General features: G+C 70.6%; 21 protein-coding genes. 14 read left to right on the plus strand and 7 right to left on the minus strand.

What is annotated here, in order from left to right; all coding sequences use genetic code 11:
* Window positions 1-392 precede the first annotated feature (392 nt).
* Both ACZ58N_RS07665 and ACZ58N_RS07670 read left to right on the plus strand, forming a co-directional pair.
* Window positions 393-1,847 (plus strand): RDD family protein, encoded by a 1,455-nt coding sequence (locus ACZ58N_RS07665; RefSeq protein ID WP_471156786.1) that lies wholly within the window; start codon window positions 393-395, stop codon window positions 1,845-1,847.
* A 68-nt stretch (window positions 1,848-1,915) separates the two neighbouring features.
* Complete coding sequence (locus ACZ58N_RS07670; RefSeq protein WP_471156789.1) at window positions 1,916-2,644, plus strand: RDD family protein; 729 nt, start codon at window positions 1,916-1,918, stop codon at window positions 2,642-2,644.
* Between the two features lie 92 nt (window positions 2,645-2,736).
* On the opposite strand, the gene ACZ58N_RS07675 is transcribed toward ACZ58N_RS07670, so the two are convergent.
* On the minus strand, window positions 2,737-3,015 hold the full coding sequence (locus ACZ58N_RS07675; protein WP_471156792.1) for a hypothetical protein: 279 nt from the start codon (window positions 3,013-3,015) through the stop codon (window positions 2,737-2,739).
* A gap of 500 nt (window positions 3,016-3,515) precedes the next feature.
* On the opposite strand from ACZ58N_RS07675, the gene ACZ58N_RS07680 reads away from it, so the two are divergent.
* Entirely contained in the window at window positions 3,516-5,870 is a 2,355-nt protein-coding gene (locus ACZ58N_RS07680; RefSeq protein ID WP_471157540.1) for an immune inhibitor A domain-containing protein, read from the plus strand.
* Between the two features lie 112 nt (window positions 5,871-5,982).
* A complete protein-coding gene (locus tag ACZ58N_RS07685; protein ID WP_471156795.1) occupies window positions 5,983-6,288 on the plus strand; it encodes a hypothetical protein in 306 nt (101 codons plus the stop codon).
* 25 nt (window positions 6,289-6,313) lie between these two features.
* Here ACZ58N_RS07685 and ACZ58N_RS07690 read toward each other — a convergent pair whose 3' ends face one another.
* Both ACZ58N_RS07690 and ACZ58N_RS07695 read right to left on the minus strand, forming a co-directional pair.
* The gene (locus ACZ58N_RS07690) at window positions 6,314-6,907 is read right to left on the minus strand and encodes an isochorismatase family protein (protein ID WP_471156798.1); all 594 of its coding nucleotides are present in this window, start codon (window positions 6,905-6,907) and stop codon (window positions 6,314-6,316) included.
* A gap of 118 nt (window positions 6,908-7,025) precedes the next feature.
* Entirely contained in the window at window positions 7,026-8,354 is a 1,329-nt protein-coding gene (locus ACZ58N_RS07695; RefSeq protein WP_471156801.1) for a nicotinate phosphoribosyltransferase, read from the minus strand.
* An 80-nt stretch (window positions 8,355-8,434) separates the two neighbouring features.
* Between ACZ58N_RS07695 and clpS the strand changes: the two genes are divergently transcribed.
* From clpS to ACZ58N_RS07730, 7 genes are all read left to right on the plus strand, one after another.
* Complete coding sequence (clpS, locus tag ACZ58N_RS07700; protein WP_471156803.1) at window positions 8,435-8,749, plus strand: ATP-dependent Clp protease adapter ClpS; 315 nt, start codon at window positions 8,435-8,437, stop codon at window positions 8,747-8,749.
* Window positions 8,749-9,357 (plus strand): DUF2017 domain-containing protein, encoded by a 609-nt coding sequence (locus tag ACZ58N_RS07705; RefSeq protein WP_471156805.1) that lies wholly within the window; start codon window positions 8,749-8,751, stop codon window positions 9,355-9,357. The genes clpS and ACZ58N_RS07705 overlap by 1 nt, the downstream gene beginning before the upstream one ends.
* Before the next feature lie 315 nt (window positions 9,358-9,672).
* On the plus strand, window positions 9,673-11,109 hold the full coding sequence (locus tag ACZ58N_RS07710; RefSeq protein WP_471156808.1) for an amino acid permease: 1,437 nt from the start codon (window positions 9,673-9,675) through the stop codon (window positions 11,107-11,109).
* Between the two features lie 132 nt (window positions 11,110-11,241).
* Window positions 11,242-11,664: a M67 family metallopeptidase gene (locus ACZ58N_RS07715; RefSeq protein WP_471156811.1), complete on the plus strand. Its 423-nt coding sequence runs from the start codon at window positions 11,242-11,244 to the stop codon at window positions 11,662-11,664.
* Window positions 11,665-11,741: 77 nt separating this feature from the next.
* Complete coding sequence (locus tag ACZ58N_RS07720) at window positions 11,742-11,849, plus strand: putative leader peptide (protein ID WP_389706928.1); 108 nt, start codon at window positions 11,742-11,744, stop codon at window positions 11,847-11,849.
* An 88-nt stretch (window positions 11,850-11,937) separates the two neighbouring features.
* Complete coding sequence (locus ACZ58N_RS07725) at window positions 11,938-12,225, plus strand: MoaD/ThiS family protein (protein ID WP_281208476.1); 288 nt, start codon at window positions 11,938-11,940, stop codon at window positions 12,223-12,225.
* Window positions 12,225-13,175, plus strand: coding sequence for a PLP-dependent cysteine synthase family protein (locus tag ACZ58N_RS07730; protein ID WP_471156815.1), 951 nt, complete (start codon window positions 12,225-12,227; stop codon window positions 13,173-13,175). The genes ACZ58N_RS07725 and ACZ58N_RS07730 overlap by 1 nt, the downstream gene beginning before the upstream one ends.
* A 33-nt stretch (window positions 13,176-13,208) precedes the next feature.
* Here ACZ58N_RS07730 and ACZ58N_RS07735 read toward each other — a convergent pair whose 3' ends face one another.
* Window positions 13,209-13,562 (minus strand): DUF488 domain-containing protein, encoded by a 354-nt coding sequence (locus tag ACZ58N_RS07735; RefSeq protein ID WP_471156818.1) that lies wholly within the window; start codon window positions 13,560-13,562, stop codon window positions 13,209-13,211.
* Window positions 13,559-13,984, minus strand: a complete 426-nt coding sequence (locus tag ACZ58N_RS07740) for a hypothetical protein (RefSeq protein ID WP_471156821.1) — start codon at window positions 13,982-13,984, stop codon at window positions 13,559-13,561. Before ACZ58N_RS07740 ends, ACZ58N_RS07735 begins: the two co-directional genes overlap by 4 nt.
* Before the next feature lie 195 nt (window positions 13,985-14,179).
* On the opposite strand from ACZ58N_RS07740, the gene ACZ58N_RS07745 reads away from it, so the two are divergent.
* Complete coding sequence (locus ACZ58N_RS07745) at window positions 14,180-14,932, plus strand: MBL fold metallo-hydrolase (protein ID WP_471156824.1); 753 nt, start codon at window positions 14,180-14,182, stop codon at window positions 14,930-14,932.
* An 85-nt stretch (window positions 14,933-15,017) separates the two neighbouring features.
* Here the strand turns inward: ACZ58N_RS07745 and ACZ58N_RS07750 are convergent, their stop codons facing one another.
* Window positions 15,018-16,292, minus strand: a complete 1,275-nt coding sequence (locus tag ACZ58N_RS07750) for a PTS transporter subunit EIIC (protein ID WP_471156826.1) — start codon at window positions 16,290-16,292, stop codon at window positions 15,018-15,020.
* Between the two features lie 320 nt (window positions 16,293-16,612).
* Window positions 16,613-17,914, minus strand: coding sequence for a PTS transporter subunit EIIC (locus ACZ58N_RS07755; protein ID WP_471156829.1), 1,302 nt, complete (start codon window positions 17,912-17,914; stop codon window positions 16,613-16,615).
* A gap of 139 nt (window positions 17,915-18,053) precedes the next feature.
* On the opposite strand from ACZ58N_RS07755, the gene ACZ58N_RS07760 reads away from it, so the two are divergent.
* Together ACZ58N_RS07760 and rph are read left to right on the plus strand one after the other, a co-directional pair.
* A complete protein-coding gene (locus ACZ58N_RS07760) occupies window positions 18,054-18,365 on the plus strand; it encodes a PTS sugar transporter subunit IIB (protein ID WP_281208483.1) in 312 nt (103 codons plus the stop codon).
* Window positions 18,366-18,513: 148 nt separating this feature from the next.
* Window positions 18,514-19,248: a ribonuclease PH gene (rph, locus tag ACZ58N_RS07765; RefSeq protein ID WP_471156833.1), complete on the plus strand. Its 735-nt coding sequence runs from the start codon at window positions 18,514-18,516 to the stop codon at window positions 19,246-19,248.
* Window positions 19,249-19,407: the final 159 nt, after the last annotated feature.

The following is a 19,407-nucleotide window of genomic DNA, read 5'->3' on the forward strand; positions in this document are numbered from 1 at the left end:
GCCTCGCTTCGGTGCGTTCGTGTCCGGACGCGGGGCCGGACGGGGCCCCGCACCCGCAGAGAGCGCCCCGGGGGCCGGTGATGACGCGAGTCCGGGCAACGAACCACGGATTGGCCGAAATCATTCGGCTGACCGAAAGTCGATGCCCGGCGTCGGGCGGGGCCGATCCGATGCCGGCGTTCGCCGGTGCCGGCCGATGCGCGCCGTCGCGCGTCGCCGTACGCCGGTCCGAGCCCGTCCCGGGGGCACCACACGGCGAATAAAGGGCCGAGGTTCGCCCGAAGGCTTGGAATCTCCCGTTACCGGACCTGTCGGGAGGGGGTTCTTGGCTATGGTCCTCCCCTTGGGTCCTCCCCTGCACAAGCCTCAAGCCACGATCGGAGTTGGGGACATTGACGGCCTCCCCTGGTGACGGCGATCACGCTGCCCGCGAGGGCTACTACCCCGACCCGTCCATCCCCGGGTACGTCCGGTACTGGAACGGCGCGGCCTGGGTGCCGGGCACGAGCCGCCCCGCCGCCCCCGCGGATGAGACCGGGCCGGTGTTCCTCGACCAGACCTCCGTGACCGAGGCGCTCCCCGAACCGGAACCCGAACCCCGGCCCGCGTCGCCGGGCTGGCAGGCCGACCCCGCGCACCAGGCCGGCTTCGGCGGCCCCCGCGACGCACGCGTCTCCTGGGGCGACCGGGGCGGCCCGGGCGAGCCGGAACCCGAACGCCGCCCCGCCGGGATCTCCCTGGCCCGGGACACGGCGGAGGCTGCACCGCCCGCCCCGGCCCCCGCCGACGCCCCCGTACCCGCTGCCGCCGCCGCGTCCGCCTCCCCTCCCGTCGTCGCGTCCGCCGCGCGGCGGCTCCCGACGCAATCCGCGTCCGAGAGCGTGGGCATCCTGTCCGCCCGTCCGCCGGCCTGGCCCGACGCCCCCGGCGGCGGCGTGTCCGGCCTGACCTCGTCCTGGCCCGAGGCGACCCCCGCCCGGACCGCCGCACCGCAGGCCGGCCCGCCGGACGCGGGCCACCCCGCCCACCGGACCCGACCGGCGCCCTGGGAGGACGAGGCCCGCCGGGCGCCCGCGGCTCCCGCGCCGGCCCGCCCCACCGCCGCCCGGGCCCCGGCCGCCGCCCCCACCGCGCCCCGGGAGGACGAGGCCCGCGGGGTCCGGCCGACCGGATCCCGGTCCGAGGCCGCCGGGTCCGCGCCGACCCGTAACCCGGGCGTCGGGGAAGCCCGCGCGGAGCGGCCCCGTCCGGCCGTCCCCTGGGACGACGAGGTCCGTCGCGAGCCCGCGCCCCGGCGCCGCCCCACCCTCCCGGAGAACCCGCCGGAGCCGCCCGCGCCGGCCACCACCCGGGCCGTCTTCGAGCGCATGGCCGAGCGGGCGGTGCGCCCCGCCGGGTTGGTCCGCCGCGCCGTGGCGCGCGTCCTGGACTCCGTCGTCCTCGCCGCCTTCGCGGCCGGGGTCGCCGTGCCGTTGGTGCCCCGGGTGACGGACCACCTCCAGGCCAAGGTCGACGCCGCCCGGGGGAGCGGACACACCACCACCGTGTGGCTGCTCGACGCCACCACCGCCGGGTACGGGTGCCTCCTGCTGGCCGCCGTACTGCTCTTCGGCCTCTTCTACGAGGTGCTGCCCACCGCCCGCTGGGGCCGCACCCCGGGCAAGAAGCTGTGCGGCGTCCGCGTTCTGGCCGTGGCCACGCTGCGCCCGCCCGGTTTCGGCGCGGCCCTGCGCCGCTGGCTCGTGGGGGCCCTGTTCGGCCTGCCGGGCAGCCTGCGGTCCCTCTTCGACCGGACCCGTCGCCAGGCCTGGCACGACCGGGCGGCGGGCACGTACGTAGCGCGGTAGGCGCAGCCCCTACCCCGAACGGACGCGGTCCCGTTGCGAGTCGGGCGGGCCCGGGTTCGACTCGGGCCATGAGCACCGACCAGCCGCCGCCGGGCCAGCCGCCCGAGGACGACCCGTTCCTCAAGAAGCCCCAGGAACCGACGCCTCCGTCGGGTGGCTCGCCGTACGGCCCGCCCCCCGGTGGTGGCGGGTACCCGCCTCCGCCACCACCCGGAGGCCCGGGCGGCGGCTACCCGCCGCCGCCTCCCCCGTACGGCGGGGGCGGCGACCCGTACGGCGGTGGAGGCGGCTACGGCATGCCGGACCCGCTCGCGGGGATGCCGCCGCTCGCGGACTTCGGGAAGCGGCTCGCGGCGCGCGTCATCGACGTGCTCATCGTCGGCGTCCCGCTCTACCTGATCCAACTCCCGTTCAACACCCGGCGGTACATGGTCGACTCGAACCGCGGCGAGGACGCGACCGAGATCATCACCCGCTCGTACAGCGGTACCGGCCTGGTGTGGACGCTGATCTCGATCATCGCGTACGTCGGGTACGACTGGTGGTTCACCAAGAAGAACGGCCAGACCCTCGGCAAGAGGGCGATGGGCCTGCGCACCGCGATGCTCAACGACGGCAGCGTGCCCCCCTCCAACGCCGCGCTGAGCAGGGCCGCACTGCTGTGGATCCCGACCCTGGTGTGCTGCCTGTGCCTGTGGCCGCTCGCCCTGATCGTGTCGATGCTCATCGACAAGCCGTACAAGCAGGGCCTGCACGACAAGGTCGCCAAGACCGTGGTGGTCAGATCGACGACCTGACCCGGTCGGCCCGTCGCGGGCGGCCGTCCCCGGAAGGGGGGCGGCCGCCCGCACCCTTGTGTCCGGGCCCGGTGGCGGCCGGGCCCGGTGGCTCAGTGGTGCACGGGGTGTTCCGTGTCGGCCCTGGCGGGACCGGCGGCCGGGGAGGCGTCCTCCGCGGCGCCCTGACGGGCGGTCGGGGCGGCGTGCCGGCCGCGGCGGCGCGGCGTGGGCACCGTCAGCGCGACCAGCAGCCCGAGGGCGAGCGCGGCGGCGGAGATGACCGCCACCCCGAGCCCCGTGCTCGTCTGCGAGAGCAGGAGCATGGCGATCGTCGACACGATGACGGTGGCGGACCCGTAGGCGAGCTGTGCGGCAGTCGGTCGCGGCATGACGTTTTCCGTCCTCAAGGCGGGGAGTGGGGAGACCGCTCGACAGGTGCGCGTGTCAAGTGAGTCCCTGACGGGATTCCCGAGGCGACCCACCGGTAAGCGCGGGGCGACCCCCGCTGTCGGAGCACGGGGGGGCGCACACGGGTCATCGGCCGGCCGGTTCCGAGCGGTTCCCGACCGGTCTTCGAGCGACCTTCGAGCGGTCTTCGAGGGGGAGGGGGCGGCGGGTCCTTCGCCCCGGAAGGCCCCGTAAGGCTGCGGAACGTCCGAATAGCGGAACTGACTGACCGCATAGTGCAGTTGTAAGGAACAAGTCAAGGTCTGTCTTTTCTCTCGACTCTCCGGTCAAATGTCGTCACTTGAGACGCGCGCCGCGCGGAACCCCCCGCTCCTATGGAGACGTTCCGACCTACGTTGCGGCCGCGGGAGGGGAACGACATCAAGTGACCAGCAACTCCGCAAGGAAGCGCGCGCTGCGTGCCGCCGCCGTCGGCGTGACGATGGCCGCGACCGCGGTTTCCGGCGCTTTCTTCACCACGGCCACCGCCGACTCCAGCTGGGGCGGCGCACCCGCGGCCGACCACCAGGACCCGACCGCTCCGTCCAAGGAGAAGGTCAAGCACGACCTCGAAGGCCCGTTCAGCAAGCAGCAGGCGCAGCAGCGCGAGGCGGCCCTTGACCAGGTGCTGTCGGGCAAGAAGGGCATCGAGCAGCGCGGCGCCTCCAAGGTCGTGAAGCTCGACGACAAGAAGTACGTCGAGCTCGGCCGCGAGAAGACCGACAAGATCTTCACGATCCTCGTCGAGTTCGGTGACCAGGTCGACAGCACGACCATGCACGACCCGGACGGCGCCGAGGGCCCGAAGCCGCCGGCCCCCAAGTACGGCGGCACCCCCGGTCCGCTGCACAACCAGATCGCCCAGCCGGACCGCGCGCAGGACAACAGCACCGCGTGGCGCAAGGACTTCAGCCGTTCCTACTTCCAGGACCTGTACTTCGGTACCGGCCAGGGCAAGAACTCGCTGAAGACCTACTACGAGAAGACTTCCTCGGGTCGCTACTCGGTCGACGGCGAGGTCGCCGACTGGGTCAAGGTCCCGTACAACGAGGCCCGTTACGGCTCGAACTACTGCGGCCAGACCAACTGCTCCAACGTGTGGGACACCGTCAAGGACGGCGTCCTGGCGTGGACCGAGGGACAGAAGAAGGCCGGCAAGACCGACGCGCAGATCAAGGCGCAGCTGGCCCAGTACGACGTGTGGGACCGCTACGACTTCGACGGCGACGGCAACTTCAACGAGCCCGACGGCTACATCGACCACTTCCAGGTCGTCCACGCCGGTGAGGACGAGTCGGCCGGCGGCGGCGTGCAGGGCACCAACGCCCTGTGGGCGCACCGCTGGTACGCCTACGGCACCAGCGCGGGCAAGACCGGCCCCGAGGGCAACAAGGCCGGTGGCACGCAGATCGGTGACTCGGGCATCTGGGTCGGCGACTACACGATGCAGCCCGAGAACGGCGGCCTCGGCGTCTTCGCGCACGAGTACGGCCACGACCTGGGTCTGCCGGACCTCTACGACACCTCCGGTGGCGGCGAGAACGGCGTCGGCTTCTGGTCCCTGATGTCGGCGGGCTCCTGGCTCGGCACCGGCAAGGAATCCATAGGCGACCTCCCGGGCGACATGACCGCCTGGGACAAGCTCCAGCTGGGCTGGCTGAACTTCGACCAGGCGAAGGCCGCGACGAAGTCCACCCACAAGCTGGGCGTCTCCGCGTACAACACCAAGGACAAGCAGGCGCTGGTCGTCGAGCTGCCGAAGAAGCAGGTCAAGACCGACATCGTCGCTCCCGCCGAGGGTTCCTCGCAGTGGTGGAGCAACATGGGTGACGACCTCAAGAACACCCTGACCCGCTCGGTCGACCTCACCGGGAAGACCTCCGCCGCCCTGTCCCTCAAGGGCTGGTGGGACATCGAGGCCGACTACGACTACCTCTACACCGAGGTGTCCACGGACGGCGGCGCCAACTGGACCGCCCTCGCCGGCACCGCCGACGGCGCGGCCCTCCCGGTCGACGCGGCCGGCAGCCCCTCGCTGACCGGCGTCTCGGGTGCCTGGAAGTCGCTGAACTTCCCGCTGGACGCCTACGCGGGCAAGAAGGTCGACCTCCGCTTCCGCTACCAGACGGACGGCGGCGCGGGCGGCAAGGGCTTCACGGCCGACGCCGTCACCCTGACCGCGGACGGCTCCCCGCTGTTCACCGACGGCGCCGAGAACGGCGACAACGGCTGGACGGGCAAGGGCTTCTCGCGGATCGGCGCCGGCTTCACCAAGGAGTACGCGCAGTACTACCTGGCCGAGAACCGCCGTTACGTCTCGTACGACCAGACCCTCAAGGTCGGCCCGTACAACTTCGGTCACGCCAACACCCGTCCCGACTGGGTCGAGCACTACCCGTACCAGGACGGCCTGCTGATCTGGCTCTGGGACACCTCCCAGAAGGACAACAACACCAGCCAGCACCCCGGCCAGGGCCTGATCCTTCCGATCGACGCCAACGCCAAGCCGATGAAGTGGTCGGACGGCACCCTGCTGCGGAACAAGATCCAGCCGTACGACGCCACCTTCAGCGCGTACTCGACGGACGCCTTCACCCTTCACAAGAACGGTGAGTCGCTCTTCCTGAAGCCGAAGCCGACCAACCTCGTCTTCGACGACCGCAAGGGCAAGTACTACTACGACGAGAACCCGACCGGCTCGGTGAAGGTCACTGACACCAACACCAAGATCAAGATCCTCAAGGAGTCCTACGAGGGCACCGAAATGACGATCGAGGTCGGACCCTCCAGCAAGTAATTCGGTAAAACCGCAGGTCAAAGCATGATCGGCCGTCGCCCTCTAGCGGGCGGCGGCCGATCGCGTTTAGATGCGTGGTGCGAGTTTCTTATTGACGGGGGAGATGAAAAGCATGCCCGGTGGAGGATTCGTCAGACTGCCCGGAGGCAGTGTGGTGGTGGCCCTGACGCTGCCCAGACCGTCCGGAGAAGGTGGGAACGTCCGCGTGCTGGTGCACGCCGCGAACCGGGCCCGCGCCCTGACCAGGCTGCGGAACCTCGGGATGCGGGCGGTGTACCTGCGGGGGAACGCCCAGCCGCCGACCCCGGACGAGGTCACGGCCGTCCTGCACCACCCCGACGGCCTCCTGTGGCGCTGCGCCCCCGACCGCGCGGCGGAACTCTGGCACCCGATCCGCGCCCTGCTGGGCGGCGCGTAGCCGCCGGTGCGGCCCCAGCGACCCCTCAGACGGCCCGGTCGCCGACCAGGGTGACCCCGGCCTCGCGGAGGGCCTCCAGGGCCTTCGCGGTGGTGTGGGGGGCCACGGCGGCCGTCAGGTCCAGCAGGACCCGGGTGGTGAAGCCGGCGCGGGCCGAGTCGAGGGCGGTGGCCTTGACGCAGTGGTCGGTGGCGATGCCGACGACGTCGACCTCGGTGACCTCCCGGTCCCGCAGCCACCGGGCGAGGGTCACGCCGTTCTCGTCGGCGCCCTCGAAGCCGCTGTAGGCGGCCTCGTACGCGCCCTTGTCGAAGACGGCGGCGACGGCGCCCGACGCGACGGCCGGCGCGAAGTTCGGGTGGAACCCGACGCCCTCGGTCCCGGCGACGCAGTGCACCGGCCAGGACGTCTCGTAGTCCGGGACGGCCGGGGGGTGCGCGAAGTGCGCGCCCGGGTCGACGTGGTGGTCGCGGGTGGCCACGACGTGCCGGTAGCCGGGCGTGCTCTGGCCGATCAGCTCGGTGATCGCGGCGGCGACGTCGGCCCCGCCCGTGACCGCGAGGCTGCCGCCTTCGCAGAAGTCGTTCTGTACGTCGACGACGATCAGTGCGCGGTGCATGTCGCGTGTCCTTCGGATCGGTGGGTGGTGGTGCGGCGGGGCCCTGCGGGGGCTCTTGCCCCACCCCGCCCCTCCCCGAACCCGGGGCCCGCGGCGGATCCGCGGGCCCCGGCGGCGGTCACACGTACTCGGTCGGGATGACCGCCTCGCCGCGCGAGAGCTGCGTCGCCGACAGCGGGAGCCGTCGCCGGGCCTCCGCGTGGCGCTCGCGCACGGTCTCCAGCGACTCCCGGGCCATGACCTCGCCGCCCTTGACCAGCTGGGTCAGCAGCTGGCTGCCGGCGAGGGCGGCGGGGACCGGGCCGGTCCCGATGACCTCGGCCTCGGCGACGCCGTCCGCGTCCACCCGACGGGCCGCCCACTTGCGGCCGCCGAGGGAGGTCTTGCCGCCCGAGGACTTCTTCGCGACGGGGACCAGCGGCGCCTTCGGGTCGTCGGAGCCGGCCCGCGCCACCAGCTTGTAGACCATCGAGCAGGTCGGGTGCCCGCTGCCGGTGACCAGCTGGGTGCCGACCCCGTACGCGTCCACCGGCGCCGCCGCCAGCGAGGCGATGGCGTACTCGTCCAGGTCGGAGGTGACGACGATCCGGGTCGAGGTCGCCCCCAGTTCGTCCAGCTGCTGGCGCACCCGGTGGGCTACCAGCAGCAGGTCCCCGGAGTCGATCCGGACCGCGCCGAGGTCCGTGCCCGCGACCTCCACCGCCGTGCGCACCGCTTCCGCGACGTCGTACGTGTCCACCAGCAGGGTCGTCCCGCGGCCGAGCGAGGCGACCTGCGCCGTGAAGGCGTCCCGCTCGCTGTCGTGGACCAGGGTGAAGGCGTGCGCGCTGGTGCCGACCGTCGGGATGCCGTACCGGAAGCCGGCGGCCAGGTCCGAGGTCGAGGTGAAGCCGCCGACGTACGCGGCCCGCGAGGCGGCGACGGCCGCCAGCTCGTGGGTGCGTCGGGCGCCCATCTCGATCAGCGGGCGCCCGCCCGCCGCCGAGGACATCCGGGAGGCGGCGGCGGCGATGGCCGAGTCGTGGTTGAGGATCGACAGGATCACGGTCTCCAGCAGCACGCACTCGGCGAAGCTGCCCTCGACGCGCAGGACCGGCGAGCCGGGGAAGTACGTCTCGCCCTCCGGGTAGCCCCAGATGTCACCCGAGAAGCGGTACGAGGCGAGCCAGTCGAGCGTCCGCATGTCGACGACGGCCCGTTCCCGCAGGAACTCCAGCACCGCTCCGTCGAAACGGAAGTTCTCGACGGCGTCGAGCACGCGTCCGGTCCCCGCCACCACTCCGTAGCGGCGGCCCTCGGGCAGTCGTCGGGTGAAGACCTCGAAGACCGAACGGCGGTCCGCCGTGCCGTTGGCCAGGGCGGCCTGCAGCATCGTGAGCTCGTAATGGTCCGTGAAGAGCGCTGTCGACGGCACGTCCACCGGCAGGCCCAGGTCCGCAGGGTTCATGTCACGGATGCTAGCGCACATCTCGTCAAAGTGACGAGATGTGGGGCCCGTTTGTGCGACGGCCCCCCGGCAGTGGCAGCATGGGACAAGTGAGTGTTGCTCCCGTTGAGATCGAACGCACCGAATCGGCCCGAGAGACCTACGCGGTCCCCGAACCCGACGTCCCCTGGGTGACCCTGGTGCACAACGACCCGGTCAACCTCATGAGCTACGTGACGTACGTGTTCCAGGCGTACTTCGGCTACCCGAAGGACAAGGCGACCAAGCTGATGATGGACGTCCACCACAAGGGCAGGGCGGCCGTCTCCAGCGGCTCCCGCGAGGAGATGGAGCGCGACGTGCAGGCCATGCACGGGTACGGGCTCTGGGCGACCCTCTCGCAGGACCGCAACTGATGGGCGGCGTGTTCGAACCCTTGAAGGGCGGCCCCGGGGCCGCCGTCGCGCTGGACGGGATCGAGATCTCGATCCTGCGTTCCCTCGCGGTCCAGCTGCTGGAGCTGATCGGCCCGGGCGAGCCCGAGCCCGCCGCGGACGCTGACCCGTTGGCCGTGCTCTTCGCCTCCGACGGCCCGAGCGAGCCCCCGTCCGACCCGGCCCTGGCCCGGCTCTTCCCCGACGCCTACGGGGGCCCCGGCGCGGGCCCGAAGGACGATCCGGAGGAGCTGCGGGCCCGCTCCTCGGAATTCCGTCGCTTCACCGAGAACGACCTGCGCACCCGCAAGCGGGAGGACGCGCTGGCCGTCGTGCGCAGTCTGGACGGGCTCGCCGCCGCCGACGACGGGGCGGCCGTCCTGGAGCTGACGGGCGAACTGCCGCACCGCTGGCTCGGCGCCCTCAACGACCTGCGGCTGACGATCGCCGCCCGGCTCGACATCACCGAGGACGACGAGAGCGCGGTGCTGTTCCGGCTGCCGGACGACGATCCGCGCAAGCCGATGGTGATGGCCTACCTGTGGCTCGGCGGCCTCCAGGAAACCTTGATCGAGACGCTGATCCGCTGATCACTCGATCGAGGATCATGTTCGCTCAGCGGACGCTCAAATCCGGATAACGATCAGATCACCGCCGTGCGGTGATCTGATCGCCATCGGGGCCTATGCCCCGATTTTTTTATGCCTTCCGCCACATTTCCTCCCCTCCCGTGCCCATAAGCCCGTGATAAATCTTCACGACTGCCGAAGGGACGCCACCCCTGTCCCCAGGCCTGCTTGAACCGGCTGACCGCCGGCGTGCAACTCCATCCGTATCCGGGGGGATCGAGGACCCGATCCGCGGCCGACGAGGCGCGGATCGGCGTGGAGAAAGGCGCACCAGACATGACCTCTGTGCAGGTCGAGCAGCACGACAGGACGCCCGGCGAGGGCGACCGGGGCGAGGGCGAGGGGTACCACCGCGCACTCGGAGCCCGCCAGATCCAGATGATCGCGATCGGCGGCGCCATCGGCACCGGCCTGTTCCTCGGGGCGGGCAAGGCGATCTCCAAGGCCGGACCGAGCCTGATCCTGGCCTACGCCATCGCGGGCCTGGTCATCTTCTTCATCATGCGGGCCCTGGGCGAACTGCTCATGTACCGCCCCGTGTCCGGTTCCTTCTCGGACTACGCCCGCGAGTTCCTGGGCCCGTTCTGGGGCTACGCGACGGGCTGGACGTACTGGCTCTTCTGGGTGGTCACCGGCATCACCGAGGTCACGGCCGCCGCCAAGTACATGGCGTACTGGACCGACGACAGCTTCCCGCAATGGGCGTTCGCGCTGATCTTCACGGTCATCCTCTACGGCGCCAACCTGATCTCCGTGAAGCTCTTCGGCGAGCTGGAGTTCTGGTTCTCCATGGTCAAGGTCACCGCCATCGTCGGCATGATCCTGATCTGCGCCGGCATCCTCACGATCGGCTTCTCCGACGCCGCGGCGACCGCCTCCGTCTCCAACCTGTGGAACGACGGCGGCTTCTTCCCCAATGGCATCGGCGGCACGCTGATGACCCTCCAGATCGTGATGTTCGCCTTCCTCGCGGTCGAGCTGGTCGGCGTCACCGCCGGCGAGTCGAAGGACCCCGAGAAGACCCTGCCCAAGGCCATCAACACCGTGCCGTGGCGCATCGCCGTCTTCTACGTCGGCGCGCTCATCATGATCCTCTCGGTCGTGCCGTGGACGCACTTCCAGCCGGGCGTCTCGCCCTTCGTCGCCGCCTTCGAGCGCATGGGCCTGGGCATCGGCGCCGCGATCGTCAACTTCGTCGTCCTGACCGCGGCCCTGTCCTCCTGCAACTCGGGCATGTACTCCACCGGTCGCATGCTGCGCGACCTCGCGCTCAACGGGCAGGGCCCGAAGTTCTTCACCAAGCTGACGAAGAACGGGACCCCGCTGCTCGGCACCACCTTCTCCGCCGCGCTGATGCTGGTGGGCGTCTGGATCAACTACGTCGCCCCGGGCAAGGCCTTCGACTACGTCGTCTCCTTCGCGACCATCTCCGGCATGTGGGCCTGGATCATGATCCTGGTCTGCCAGATCCGCTACCGCGCCAAGGCCGACCGGGGGGAGCTGCCCCAGTCCTCCTTCCGCGCCCCCGGCGCCCCGTGGACCAGCTGGTTCGCCCTGCTGTTCATCGGGATGGTCATCGTCATGATGGGCATCGACAAGGACTCCCGCGTCTCGCTGTACTGCGCGCCGCTGTGGGGTCTCATCCTCGGCGTGTCCTACCTGGTGCTGAAGTCGCGCAACCCGCGCGGCGCGGCCTTCAACAAGGTCTCCTGACCCCGCGGGGACCGGACCTCCCCGGCCGCCGTCCCGGCCGGGACCCGTGTCCCCGCGGCGCTCCGTCCGACATTCGGGCCCTTCCGTACCACGCCTCGGTACGGAAGGGCCCTTCTGTCTATCCTGTCGCTCATGCTGACCCTCACCCAGGACCTGTACGACCGGATCGTCGAGCACGCCCGCAAGGACCACCCCGACGAGGCGTGCGGCGTCGTGGCCGGTCCGGTGGCCACCGGGCGCCCCGAGCGCTTCGTCCCGATGCTCAACGCGGCCCGCTCGCCCACGTTCTACGAGTTCGACTCGAAGGACCTGCTGAAGCTCTACCGCGAGCTGGACGACCGCGACGAGGAGCCCGTGATCGTCTACCACTCGCACACCGCCACCGAGGCCTACCCCTCGCGCACCGACGTGACGTACGCGAACGAGCCGAACGCCCACTACGTGCTCGTCTCCACGGCCGACCAGGACGGCCTCGGCGAGTTCCAGTTCCGCTCGTACCGGATCGTCGACGGCGTGATCACCGAGGAAGAAGTGCAGGTCGTAGCAGGCTACTGACCAGTATGTGAGCGGATGTGGTCCACGATGCGGGATCACACTCCAAACGGGGGACCGGGAATCGTTAACATGACCGCATGGTTTCCCACGACGTGAGCATCGAGACGCCCGGCAGGCTGCTGCTCGTGGCGCGGCTGCACGTCGACCTGTGCCGTCTCGCCAGCGCCATCTGTCCGGCCGGCTGAGCGATCCAGCCCTCCCGCGCGGGGGCGCAAGAACCGCGCGCCTTCATGTTCTTACGGTTTTACGCCCTTCACGACACTGGAGCCTGCCATGGCCATCGAGGTCCGCATCCCCACCATCCTCCGCACCTACACCGACGGCGAGAAGGCCGTGAACGGTGAGGGCGCGACCCTGTCCGAGCTGTTCGCGGACCTGGAGACGCGGCACAAGGGCATCGAGGAGCGCATCGTCGACCAGGCCGCCGGCGGTCAGTTGCGCCGCTTCGTCAACGTCTACCTCAACGACGAGGACGTCCGCTTCCTTGACGGCATCTCCACCGCCCTCAAGGACGGCGACAGCGTCACCATCCTCCCGGCCGTGGCCGGCGGCTCGAAGTAATGCGCTACGACTCCCCGCTCGCGGCCGTCGGCAACACGCCGATGGTCCGACTGCCCCGGCTCTCGCCCTCACCCGACGTGCGGATCTGGGCGAAGCTGGAGGACCGCAACCCGACCGGTTCGATCAAGGACCGCCCGGCGCTCCACATGGTCGAGCAGGCGGAGAAGGACGGCCGCCTCTTCCCCGGCTGCACCATCCTGGAGCCCACCTCCGGCAACACGGGCATCTCCCTGGCGATGGCCGCGAAGCTCAAGGGCTACCGGATCGTGTGCGTGATGCCGGAGAACACCTCGCAGGAGCGGCGCGACCTTCTCGCGATGTGGGGAGCCGAGATCGTCCCGTCGCCGGCGGCCGGCGGTTCGAACACCGCGGTCCGGGTGGCCAAGGAACTGGCCGTCGAGCACCCGGACTGGGTGATGCTCTACCAGTACGGCAACCCGGACAACGCCGGCGCGCACTACGCGACCACGGGCCCGGAGATCCTCGCCGACCTCCCGTCCATCACGCACTTCGTGGCGGGCCTGGGCACCACCGGCACCCTCATGGGCGTGGGCCGCTACCTGCGCGAGCACGTCGAGAACATCAAGATCGTCGCGGCCGAGCCCCGGTACGACGACCTCGTCTACGGCCTGCGCAACCTCGACGAGGGCTTCGTCCCCGAGCTGTACGACGCCTCCGTGCTCACCACCCGCTTCTCGGTGGGCTCCGCGGACGCCGTCACCCGCACCCGGGACCTGCTCCGCGAGGAGGGCATCTTCGCGGGCGTCTCCACCGGCGCCGCCCTGCACGCGGCGATCGGCGTCGGCCGCAAGGCCGTCGCCGCGGGGGAGAGCGCCGACATCGTGTTCGTCGTCGCCGACGGCGGCTGGAAGTACCTGTCGACGGGCGTCTACACGGCGGCCACGACGGAGGAGGCCATCGAGGTCCTCCAGGGCCAGCTCTGGGCCTGACGGCCGCAGCGGCCCCCTGCCCGCCCGGCGGGGTCAGGGGGCGTGCGCCAGCAGTTCGGCGAGGACGGCGGCGTGGCTCGTCGCCGGGTCCCGGACCGCGGTCAGCAGGGTGAGGGGGCCCGTCCGGGCCAGGTCGCGCAGCCGCTCCAGTTCCGCGACCGCGCCCGGCACGCCCAGCTCCGCCTCGTAGCGCTGCCGGAACTCCTCCGGGGAGCCCCCGGCGTGGAACCACTTGCGCAGGTCCGCCGACGGGGTCAGGGGCCGGGGCCACTCATCGACCTCGGCCGCCGCCTTCGACAGCCCGCGCGGCCAGAGCCGGTCCACGAGGACCCGTACGCCGTCCGCCTCCGGATCGGGGGCATCGTAGACGCGCCGCAACCGGATCACCCCGCACCACCTCCGAGTCCCTTGACCTCGTCCCACACCGTCGGGTCCAGTGTCCCCAGCCGGGTGCGGAACTCCCACAACGACACCTCCGCCGGCCGGTCCGCCTCCAGGAAGGCGCCCCGCCCCTGCCGGCCCACCACACCGGGCGGCAGCGGGATCACCCCGGGCCGACGGTCGTCGTACTTCCCGGTGATCCAGGCGATCCGGGCCCGCCCCCGGTGCGCCCGCACGGCCAGGACCAGGCAGGACCGGCCGTCCACCAGGGCCCACAGCTCGCCCGTCCGCACCGGCGGGGGCGGCCCCGGGCCGTGCGGCGGGATCGTCGGCGTGCCGTCGCGGACGCCCAGGACCCGCCGCGGCAGCACCACCACCAGCGCCACGGCGACCACCGCCGCGAGCGCGGGCCACCAGGACGTGTCCATGTTCCGACCGTAGTCGCGCACGGGGCGCCCGGCGCGGCAACGCCCGTACCCGCCTTCGCTCCCCCGGGTGACAGGACAGGTGATTCCCCCCACAACGGCCTGCCGCGGAGGAGCGACCTGAGGTTTCGCGCCTTACGCTCGACCCACGCACGGCCCGCATTCCGTCCACGGACCGTCCACGGAGGTTCACGCTCCATGAAGCTCACCGTCGTCGGCTGCTCGGGGTCGTTCCCGTCCGCGGAATCGGCCTGTTCGAGCTACCTCGTCGAGGCCGACGGCTTCCGGCTGCTCCTCGACATGGGCAACGGCTCGCTCGGCGCGCTCCAGCGCCACTGCGGTCTCTACGACCTCGACGCGATCTTCCTGAGCCATCTGCACGCCGATCACTGCATCGACATGTGCGCGTACTTCGTCGCCCGCTACTACCGCCACGAGGGCGGTCGCTGCGGCACCATCCCCGTCTACGGCCCCGAGGGCACCGAACAGCGCCTGACGACCGCCTACGAGGACGTCCCCGACGCGAGCTCGATGAGCGAGGTCTTCGACTTCCGGACGCTGAAGTCGGCCGCGTTCGAGATCGGGCCGTTCACCGTGCGCACCGAGAAGGTCTGCCACCCGGTGGAGTCGTACGCGATCCGCGTCGAGCACGGGGGGCGGTCCTTGACGTACTCCGGGGACACCGGGGTCTGCCCCGAGCTCGGGGCGCTGGCCGACGGCGTCGACCTGTTCCTGTGCGAGGCGTCCTTCACGCACGGCAAGGAGGACATCCCCGACCTCCACCTCAACGGCCGGGAGGCCGGGGAGTACGCGAGCGCGGGTCGGGTCGGCCGGTTGGTCCTGACCCACATCCCGCCGTGGACGGACGCCGAGCAGAACCTCGCGGACGCCCGCGCGGTCTACGACGGTCGGGTCGACCTCGCGTACGCGGGCGCCGTCTACGAGGTCTGAGAGCGTCTGCAGGAGGCCTCGGCACGACGGAGCCCCCGCCCTCCCTTCCGGGGGAGCGGGGGCTCCGTCGCGTCGTGCGGGGTGCTTACTTGGCCTCGGCCTTCTGCAGCTCGGCGAGCTCCTCGTCGGACTCGCGGCCCGGCGTCGGGAGGTTGAACTTGGTGATCGCGAAGCGGAAGACGAAGTAGTAGACCGCCGCGAAGCAGAGGCCGACGCCCGCCAGCATCCACGGCTTCTCCGCGATGCCGAGGTTCAGCAGGAAGTCGACGAGGCCGGCGGAGAAGCCGAAGCCGTCCCGCATGCCCAGGGCCCAGGTGAGGGCGAGGGAGACACCGGTCAGCACCGCGTGGATCGCGTACAGCACCGGGGCGATGAACATGAAGGTGAACTCGATCGGCTCGGTCACACCGGTGACGAAGGAGGTGAGCGCGAGGGAGAACATCATGCCGCCGACGACCTTGCGGCGCTCGGGGCGGGCGCAGTGGACGATCGCGAGGCAGGCCGCCGGGAGGGCGAACATCATGATCGGGAAGAAGCCGGTCATGAACTGTCCGGCGGTCGGGTCACCGGCGAGGAAGCGACCGATGTCGCCGTGGACGGCGCCGTTGGGGGTGTCGAAGGAGCCGGCCTGGAACCACGGGAAGGAGTTCAGCAGGTGGTGCATGCCGATCGGGATCAGCGCACGGTTGGCGACACCGAAGATGCCCGCGCCGACGGCGCCCGAACCGGTCAGCCACTCACCGAAGTTGTGCAGGCCCGTGCCGAGCACCGGCCAGATCAGACCGAAGACGATGCCGGTGACGAGACCCGCGAGGGCGGAGAGGATCGGGACGAGGCGGCGACCGCCGAAGAAGCCCGCCCAGTCCGGCAGCTTGGTCCGGTAGAACTTCTGGTAGAGCAGCGCGGTGATGACACCCATCACGACACCGCCGAGCACACCGGCGTTGACCGGGGCGTCGACGTTGACGATCTTCCCGCCGACGACCTTGGCGACCTGGGGCAGGTTGCTGTCGGTGAAGGTGGCGAGCACCGCCTTGAAGACGAGGTAACCGGTGACCGCGGCGAGGGCGGTCGAGCCGTCCGACTTCTTCGCGAAGCCGATCGCGATGCCGACGGCGAACAGCAGCGCCATGTTGTCGAGGATCGCGCCACCACCGGCGGCCATGTATCCGGCGATCTTGAGGATGAACGTCGGGAAGACGTCCTTGTCCCCGAGCATGTCGTCCGCGCCCAGGCGGAGCAGGAGCGCGCCGGCAGGCAGCACGGCAACGGGGAGCATGAGGCTCCGGCCGATGCGCTGCATGACGGCCATCACGCCAGCGCCCTTCTTCTTTTCCTCAGCAGCGGTGGCTGTGGACATGGACTTCCTCCAGTGGACAAGGCGCTGCCAGGGCAAGAAAAGGGGGTTGGCGACGTCTCGGAAAGGGGGACCGCGGGGGCCGGATCGAGCCACGCGTGGTCTACACCAATAGGTGGTGTAGACCAGTTGTAACACGGTGAGGGTTAGATAAGGAACCTTCAATTTCTAGTGGTCTACGCCACACTCGCCCCGAGTCGGTCCGCCATCCGGAACGCCGGCCCTCCGGACGTGACGAAGGCCCCCGGATCCTGGGATCCGAGGGCCTCCACCGGCCGGGTCGAAGGGCCCGGCCGCCCGGCCGCGCCTCCATAACGGCTTGGCTACGCCTTGGTGTTCTCCGACTGCATGGCGGCGATCTCCTCGTCCGACTCGCGCCCCGGGGTCGGGATGTCGAACTTGGTGATGGCGAAGCGGAAGACGGCGTAGTAGACGACGGCGAAGCACAGGCCGATCGGAATGATCATCCAGGGCTTCGTCGCCAGGCTCCAGTTGATGACGTAGTCGATCAGGCCGGCGGAGAAGCTGAAGCCGTCGTGCACGCCCAGCGCCCACGTCACCGCCATCGACGCGCCCGTCAGGACGGCGTGGATCGCGTACAGCGCCGGCGCCACGAAGAGGAAGGAGTACTCCAGCGGTTCGGTGATGCCCGTGACGAACGAGGTCAGGCCGACCGACAGCATCAGGCCGCCGACCTCCTTGCGGCGCAGCGGCTTCGCGCAGTGGGTGATGGCCAGGGCCGCGGCCGGGAGGGCGAACATCATGATGGGGAAGAAGCCCGACAGGAACTGTCCCGCGTTCGGGTCGCCGGCCAGGAACATCGGGATGTCGCCGTGGACCACGGCTCCGTCCGGCGTCGTGAAGCTGCCGAACTGGAACCACACCGGCACGTTCAGGAACTGGTGCAGGCCGATCACCAGCAGGGCGCGGTTCGCGATGCCGAAGATGCCGGCGCCCCAGGAGCCGAGCCCCACCAGCCAGTCGGAGAAGGCCTCCAGCGCGTCACCGATCGGCGGCCAGACCCACAGGCACAGGACGGCGAAGGCGATGGCGACGAAGGTCATGATGATCGGGACGAGCCGGCGCCCGTTGAAGAAGCCCAGCCAGTCGACCAGCTTCACCCGGTGGTAGCGCTGCCAGAACCAGGCGGCCAGCAGGCCCATGATGATGCCGCCGAACACCCCGGGGTTCTGGAAGGTGTACTCGGCGAAGGTGTAGTCCGGCCCCAGGCAGCCGCCCCCGATGTCCCTCGTGTCCGTCGGGCAGGCATTCGGGAAGGCGCGCAGCACCGCGCGGTAGACGAGGAAGCCGACCACCGCGGCGAGGGCCGTGGAGCCGTCCGCCTTCTTGGCCATGCCGATCGCGACGCCGATGCAGAAGAGGAGGGGGAGGCCGAGGTCCGCGTTGAGGAGGGCCCCGCCCGCGGAGGCCATGACCTTGGCGACGTTGTTCCAGCCGAGCCCGTCCTTGCCGAACACGTCGGGCTGGCCGAGCCTGTTCAGGATGCCCGCCGCGGGAAGGACGGCGATCGGGAGCTGGAGGCTCCGCCCCATCTTCTGCAGGCCCTGGAACAAGCCGTTCCACCACTTCGGCTGTGGCACCGTCGCGGCACTGCTGGCGCTCATCGCGTCCTCCCTGACCCGGCCCGTTTTTGGCAGTCGCAACACTTGCGGCACACTGGTGTAGACCAGTTGGTGGGCAGGCTGCTGCTGATGGTCATCATTCGGCAGCTACAGGGCACGCGCCCGTGTAGATAGGCCAACCGTGAGTTACCGTGACGAAGCGGACGACGCTGGTTACGGCCGCCGAGACTCGTTCTTCGAACCACTCAGGGAGAAACACATGGCCACCAAGGCTGAGAAGATCGTCGCCGGGCTCGGCGGCATCGAGAACATCGAAGAGGTCGAGGGCTGCATCACCCGCCTGCGCACCGAGGTCATCGACCCGAGCAAGGTCGACGAGGCCGCCCTGAAGGCCGCGGGCGCGCACGGCGTCGTCAAGATGGGCACCGCGATCCAGGTCGTCATCGGCACCGACGCCGACCCGATCGCCGCCGACATCGAGGACATGATGTGAGCTGAGCCCACCCGGCTCCGCGCCGGCCGGCGCACCGCACGCCGCTCGCCGGCGTCACCGCACGGCCGCCGCACCCACGACAGGACCCCGTCCCGGACCGACCCGGACGGGGTCCTCCCGCATCCCCGCACCGACTAGGCTCACAGCCATGTCTCGCATCGACGGCCGCACGCCCGAACAGCTCCGCCCGGTCACCATCGAACGCGGATGGAGCAAGCACGCCGAGGGCTCCGTCCTCATCTCCTTCGGTGACACCAAGGTGTTCTGCACCGCCTCCTTCACCGAAGGCGTCCCGCGCTGGCGCAAGGGCAGCGGCGAAGGCTGGGTCACCTCCGAGTACTCGATGCTGCCGCGCTCCACCAACACCCGCGGCGACCGCGAATCCGTCCGCGGCAAGATCGGCGGCCGCACCCACGAGATCTCCCGCCTCATCGGCCGCTCGCTGCGCGCGGTCATCGACTACAAGGCCCTCGGCGAGAACACCATCGTCCTGGACTGCGACGTCCTCCAGGCCGACGGCGGCACCCGCACCGCCGCCATCACCGGCGCCTACGTCGCCCTCGCCGACGCCGTCGCCTGGGGCCAGAAGAAGAAGCTGATCAAGGCCGGACGCAAGCCGCTCACCGACACCGTCGCCGCCGTCAGCGTCGGCATCGTCGACGGCGTCCCGCTCCTCGACCTCTGCTACGAGGAGGACGTCCGCGCCGAGACCGACATGAACGTCGTCTGCACCGGGGACGGCCGCTTCGTCGAGGTCCAGGGCACCGCCGAGGGCGAGCCCTTCGACCGCAAGGAACTCAACGCCCTCCTCGACCTCGCCACCGGAGGCTGCGCCGACCTGGAAGCCCTCCAGCTCGGCGCGCTGGAGCTGCAGGCTCCGTAGGACCTGTCGTCGAACTCCCGTCTGCCTCGCGGGCGACGACGGGACTCTGACGACAGGCCCTGGTCCGCGCAGAACCACCGGGCGCGCAGCCGCGTCCGAGCAAGTACGGGCGCACGGGGTCACAGCCGTGCGCCCGTCCACATATCCGACCCGTGGGGG

It is taken from the genome of Streptomyces sp. NPDC040432 (assembly GCF_055595445.1).

What these genes read in the sequence shown, in the direction of transcription:
- ACZ58N_RS07670 (WP_471156789.1), top strand. Translation starts at nt 1,916, where the DNA reads ATGAGCACCGACCAGCCGCCGCCGGGCCAGCCGCCCGAGGACGACCCG.
- ACZ58N_RS07675 (WP_471156792.1), bottom strand. Translation starts at nt 3,015, where the DNA reads ATGCCGCGACCGACTGCCGCACAGCTCGCCTACGGGTCCGCCACCGTC.
- ACZ58N_RS07680 (WP_471157540.1), top strand. Translation starts at nt 3,516, where the DNA reads ATGGCCGCGACCGCGGTTTCCGGCGCTTTCTTCACCACGGCCACCGCC.
- ACZ58N_RS07685 (WP_471156795.1), top strand. Translation starts at nt 5,983, where the DNA reads ATGCCCGGTGGAGGATTCGTCAGACTGCCCGGAGGCAGTGTGGTGGTG.
- ACZ58N_RS07690 (WP_471156798.1), bottom strand. Translation starts at nt 6,907, where the DNA reads ATGCACCGCGCACTGATCGTCGTCGACGTACAGAACGACTTCTGCGAA.
- ACZ58N_RS07695 (WP_471156801.1), bottom strand. Translation starts at nt 8,354, where the DNA reads ATGAACCCTGCGGACCTGGGCCTGCCGGTGGACGTGCCGTCGACAGCG.
- clpS (WP_471156803.1), top strand. Translation starts at nt 8,435, where the DNA reads ATGGGACAAGTGAGTGTTGCTCCCGTTGAGATCGAACGCACCGAATCG.
- ACZ58N_RS07705 (WP_471156805.1), top strand. Translation starts at nt 8,749, where the DNA reads ATGGGCGGCGTGTTCGAACCCTTGAAGGGCGGCCCCGGGGCCGCCGTC.
- ACZ58N_RS07710 (WP_471156808.1), top strand. Translation starts at nt 9,673, where the DNA reads ATGACCTCTGTGCAGGTCGAGCAGCACGACAGGACGCCCGGCGAGGGC.
- ACZ58N_RS07715 (WP_471156811.1), top strand. Translation starts at nt 11,242, where the DNA reads ATGCTGACCCTCACCCAGGACCTGTACGACCGGATCGTCGAGCACGCC.
- ACZ58N_RS07720 (WP_389706928.1), top strand. Translation starts at nt 11,742, where the DNA reads ATGGTTTCCCACGACGTGAGCATCGAGACGCCCGGCAGGCTGCTGCTC.
- ACZ58N_RS07725 (WP_281208476.1), top strand. Translation starts at nt 11,938, where the DNA reads ATGGCCATCGAGGTCCGCATCCCCACCATCCTCCGCACCTACACCGAC.
- ACZ58N_RS07730 (WP_471156815.1), top strand. Translation starts at nt 12,225, where the DNA reads ATGCGCTACGACTCCCCGCTCGCGGCCGTCGGCAACACGCCGATGGTC.
- ACZ58N_RS07740 (WP_471156821.1), bottom strand. Translation starts at nt 13,984, where the DNA reads ATGGACACGTCCTGGTGGCCCGCGCTCGCGGCGGTGGTCGCCGTGGCG.
- ACZ58N_RS07745 (WP_471156824.1), top strand. Translation starts at nt 14,180, where the DNA reads ATGAAGCTCACCGTCGTCGGCTGCTCGGGGTCGTTCCCGTCCGCGGAA.
- ACZ58N_RS07750 (WP_471156826.1), bottom strand. Translation starts at nt 16,292, where the DNA reads ATGTCCACAGCCACCGCTGCTGAGGAAAAGAAGAAGGGCGCTGGCGTG.
- ACZ58N_RS07755 (WP_471156829.1), bottom strand. Translation starts at nt 17,914, where the DNA reads ATGAGCGCCAGCAGTGCCGCGACGGTGCCACAGCCGAAGTGGTGGAAC.
- rph (WP_471156833.1), top strand. Translation starts at nt 18,514, where the DNA reads ATGTCTCGCATCGACGGCCGCACGCCCGAACAGCTCCGCCCGGTCACC.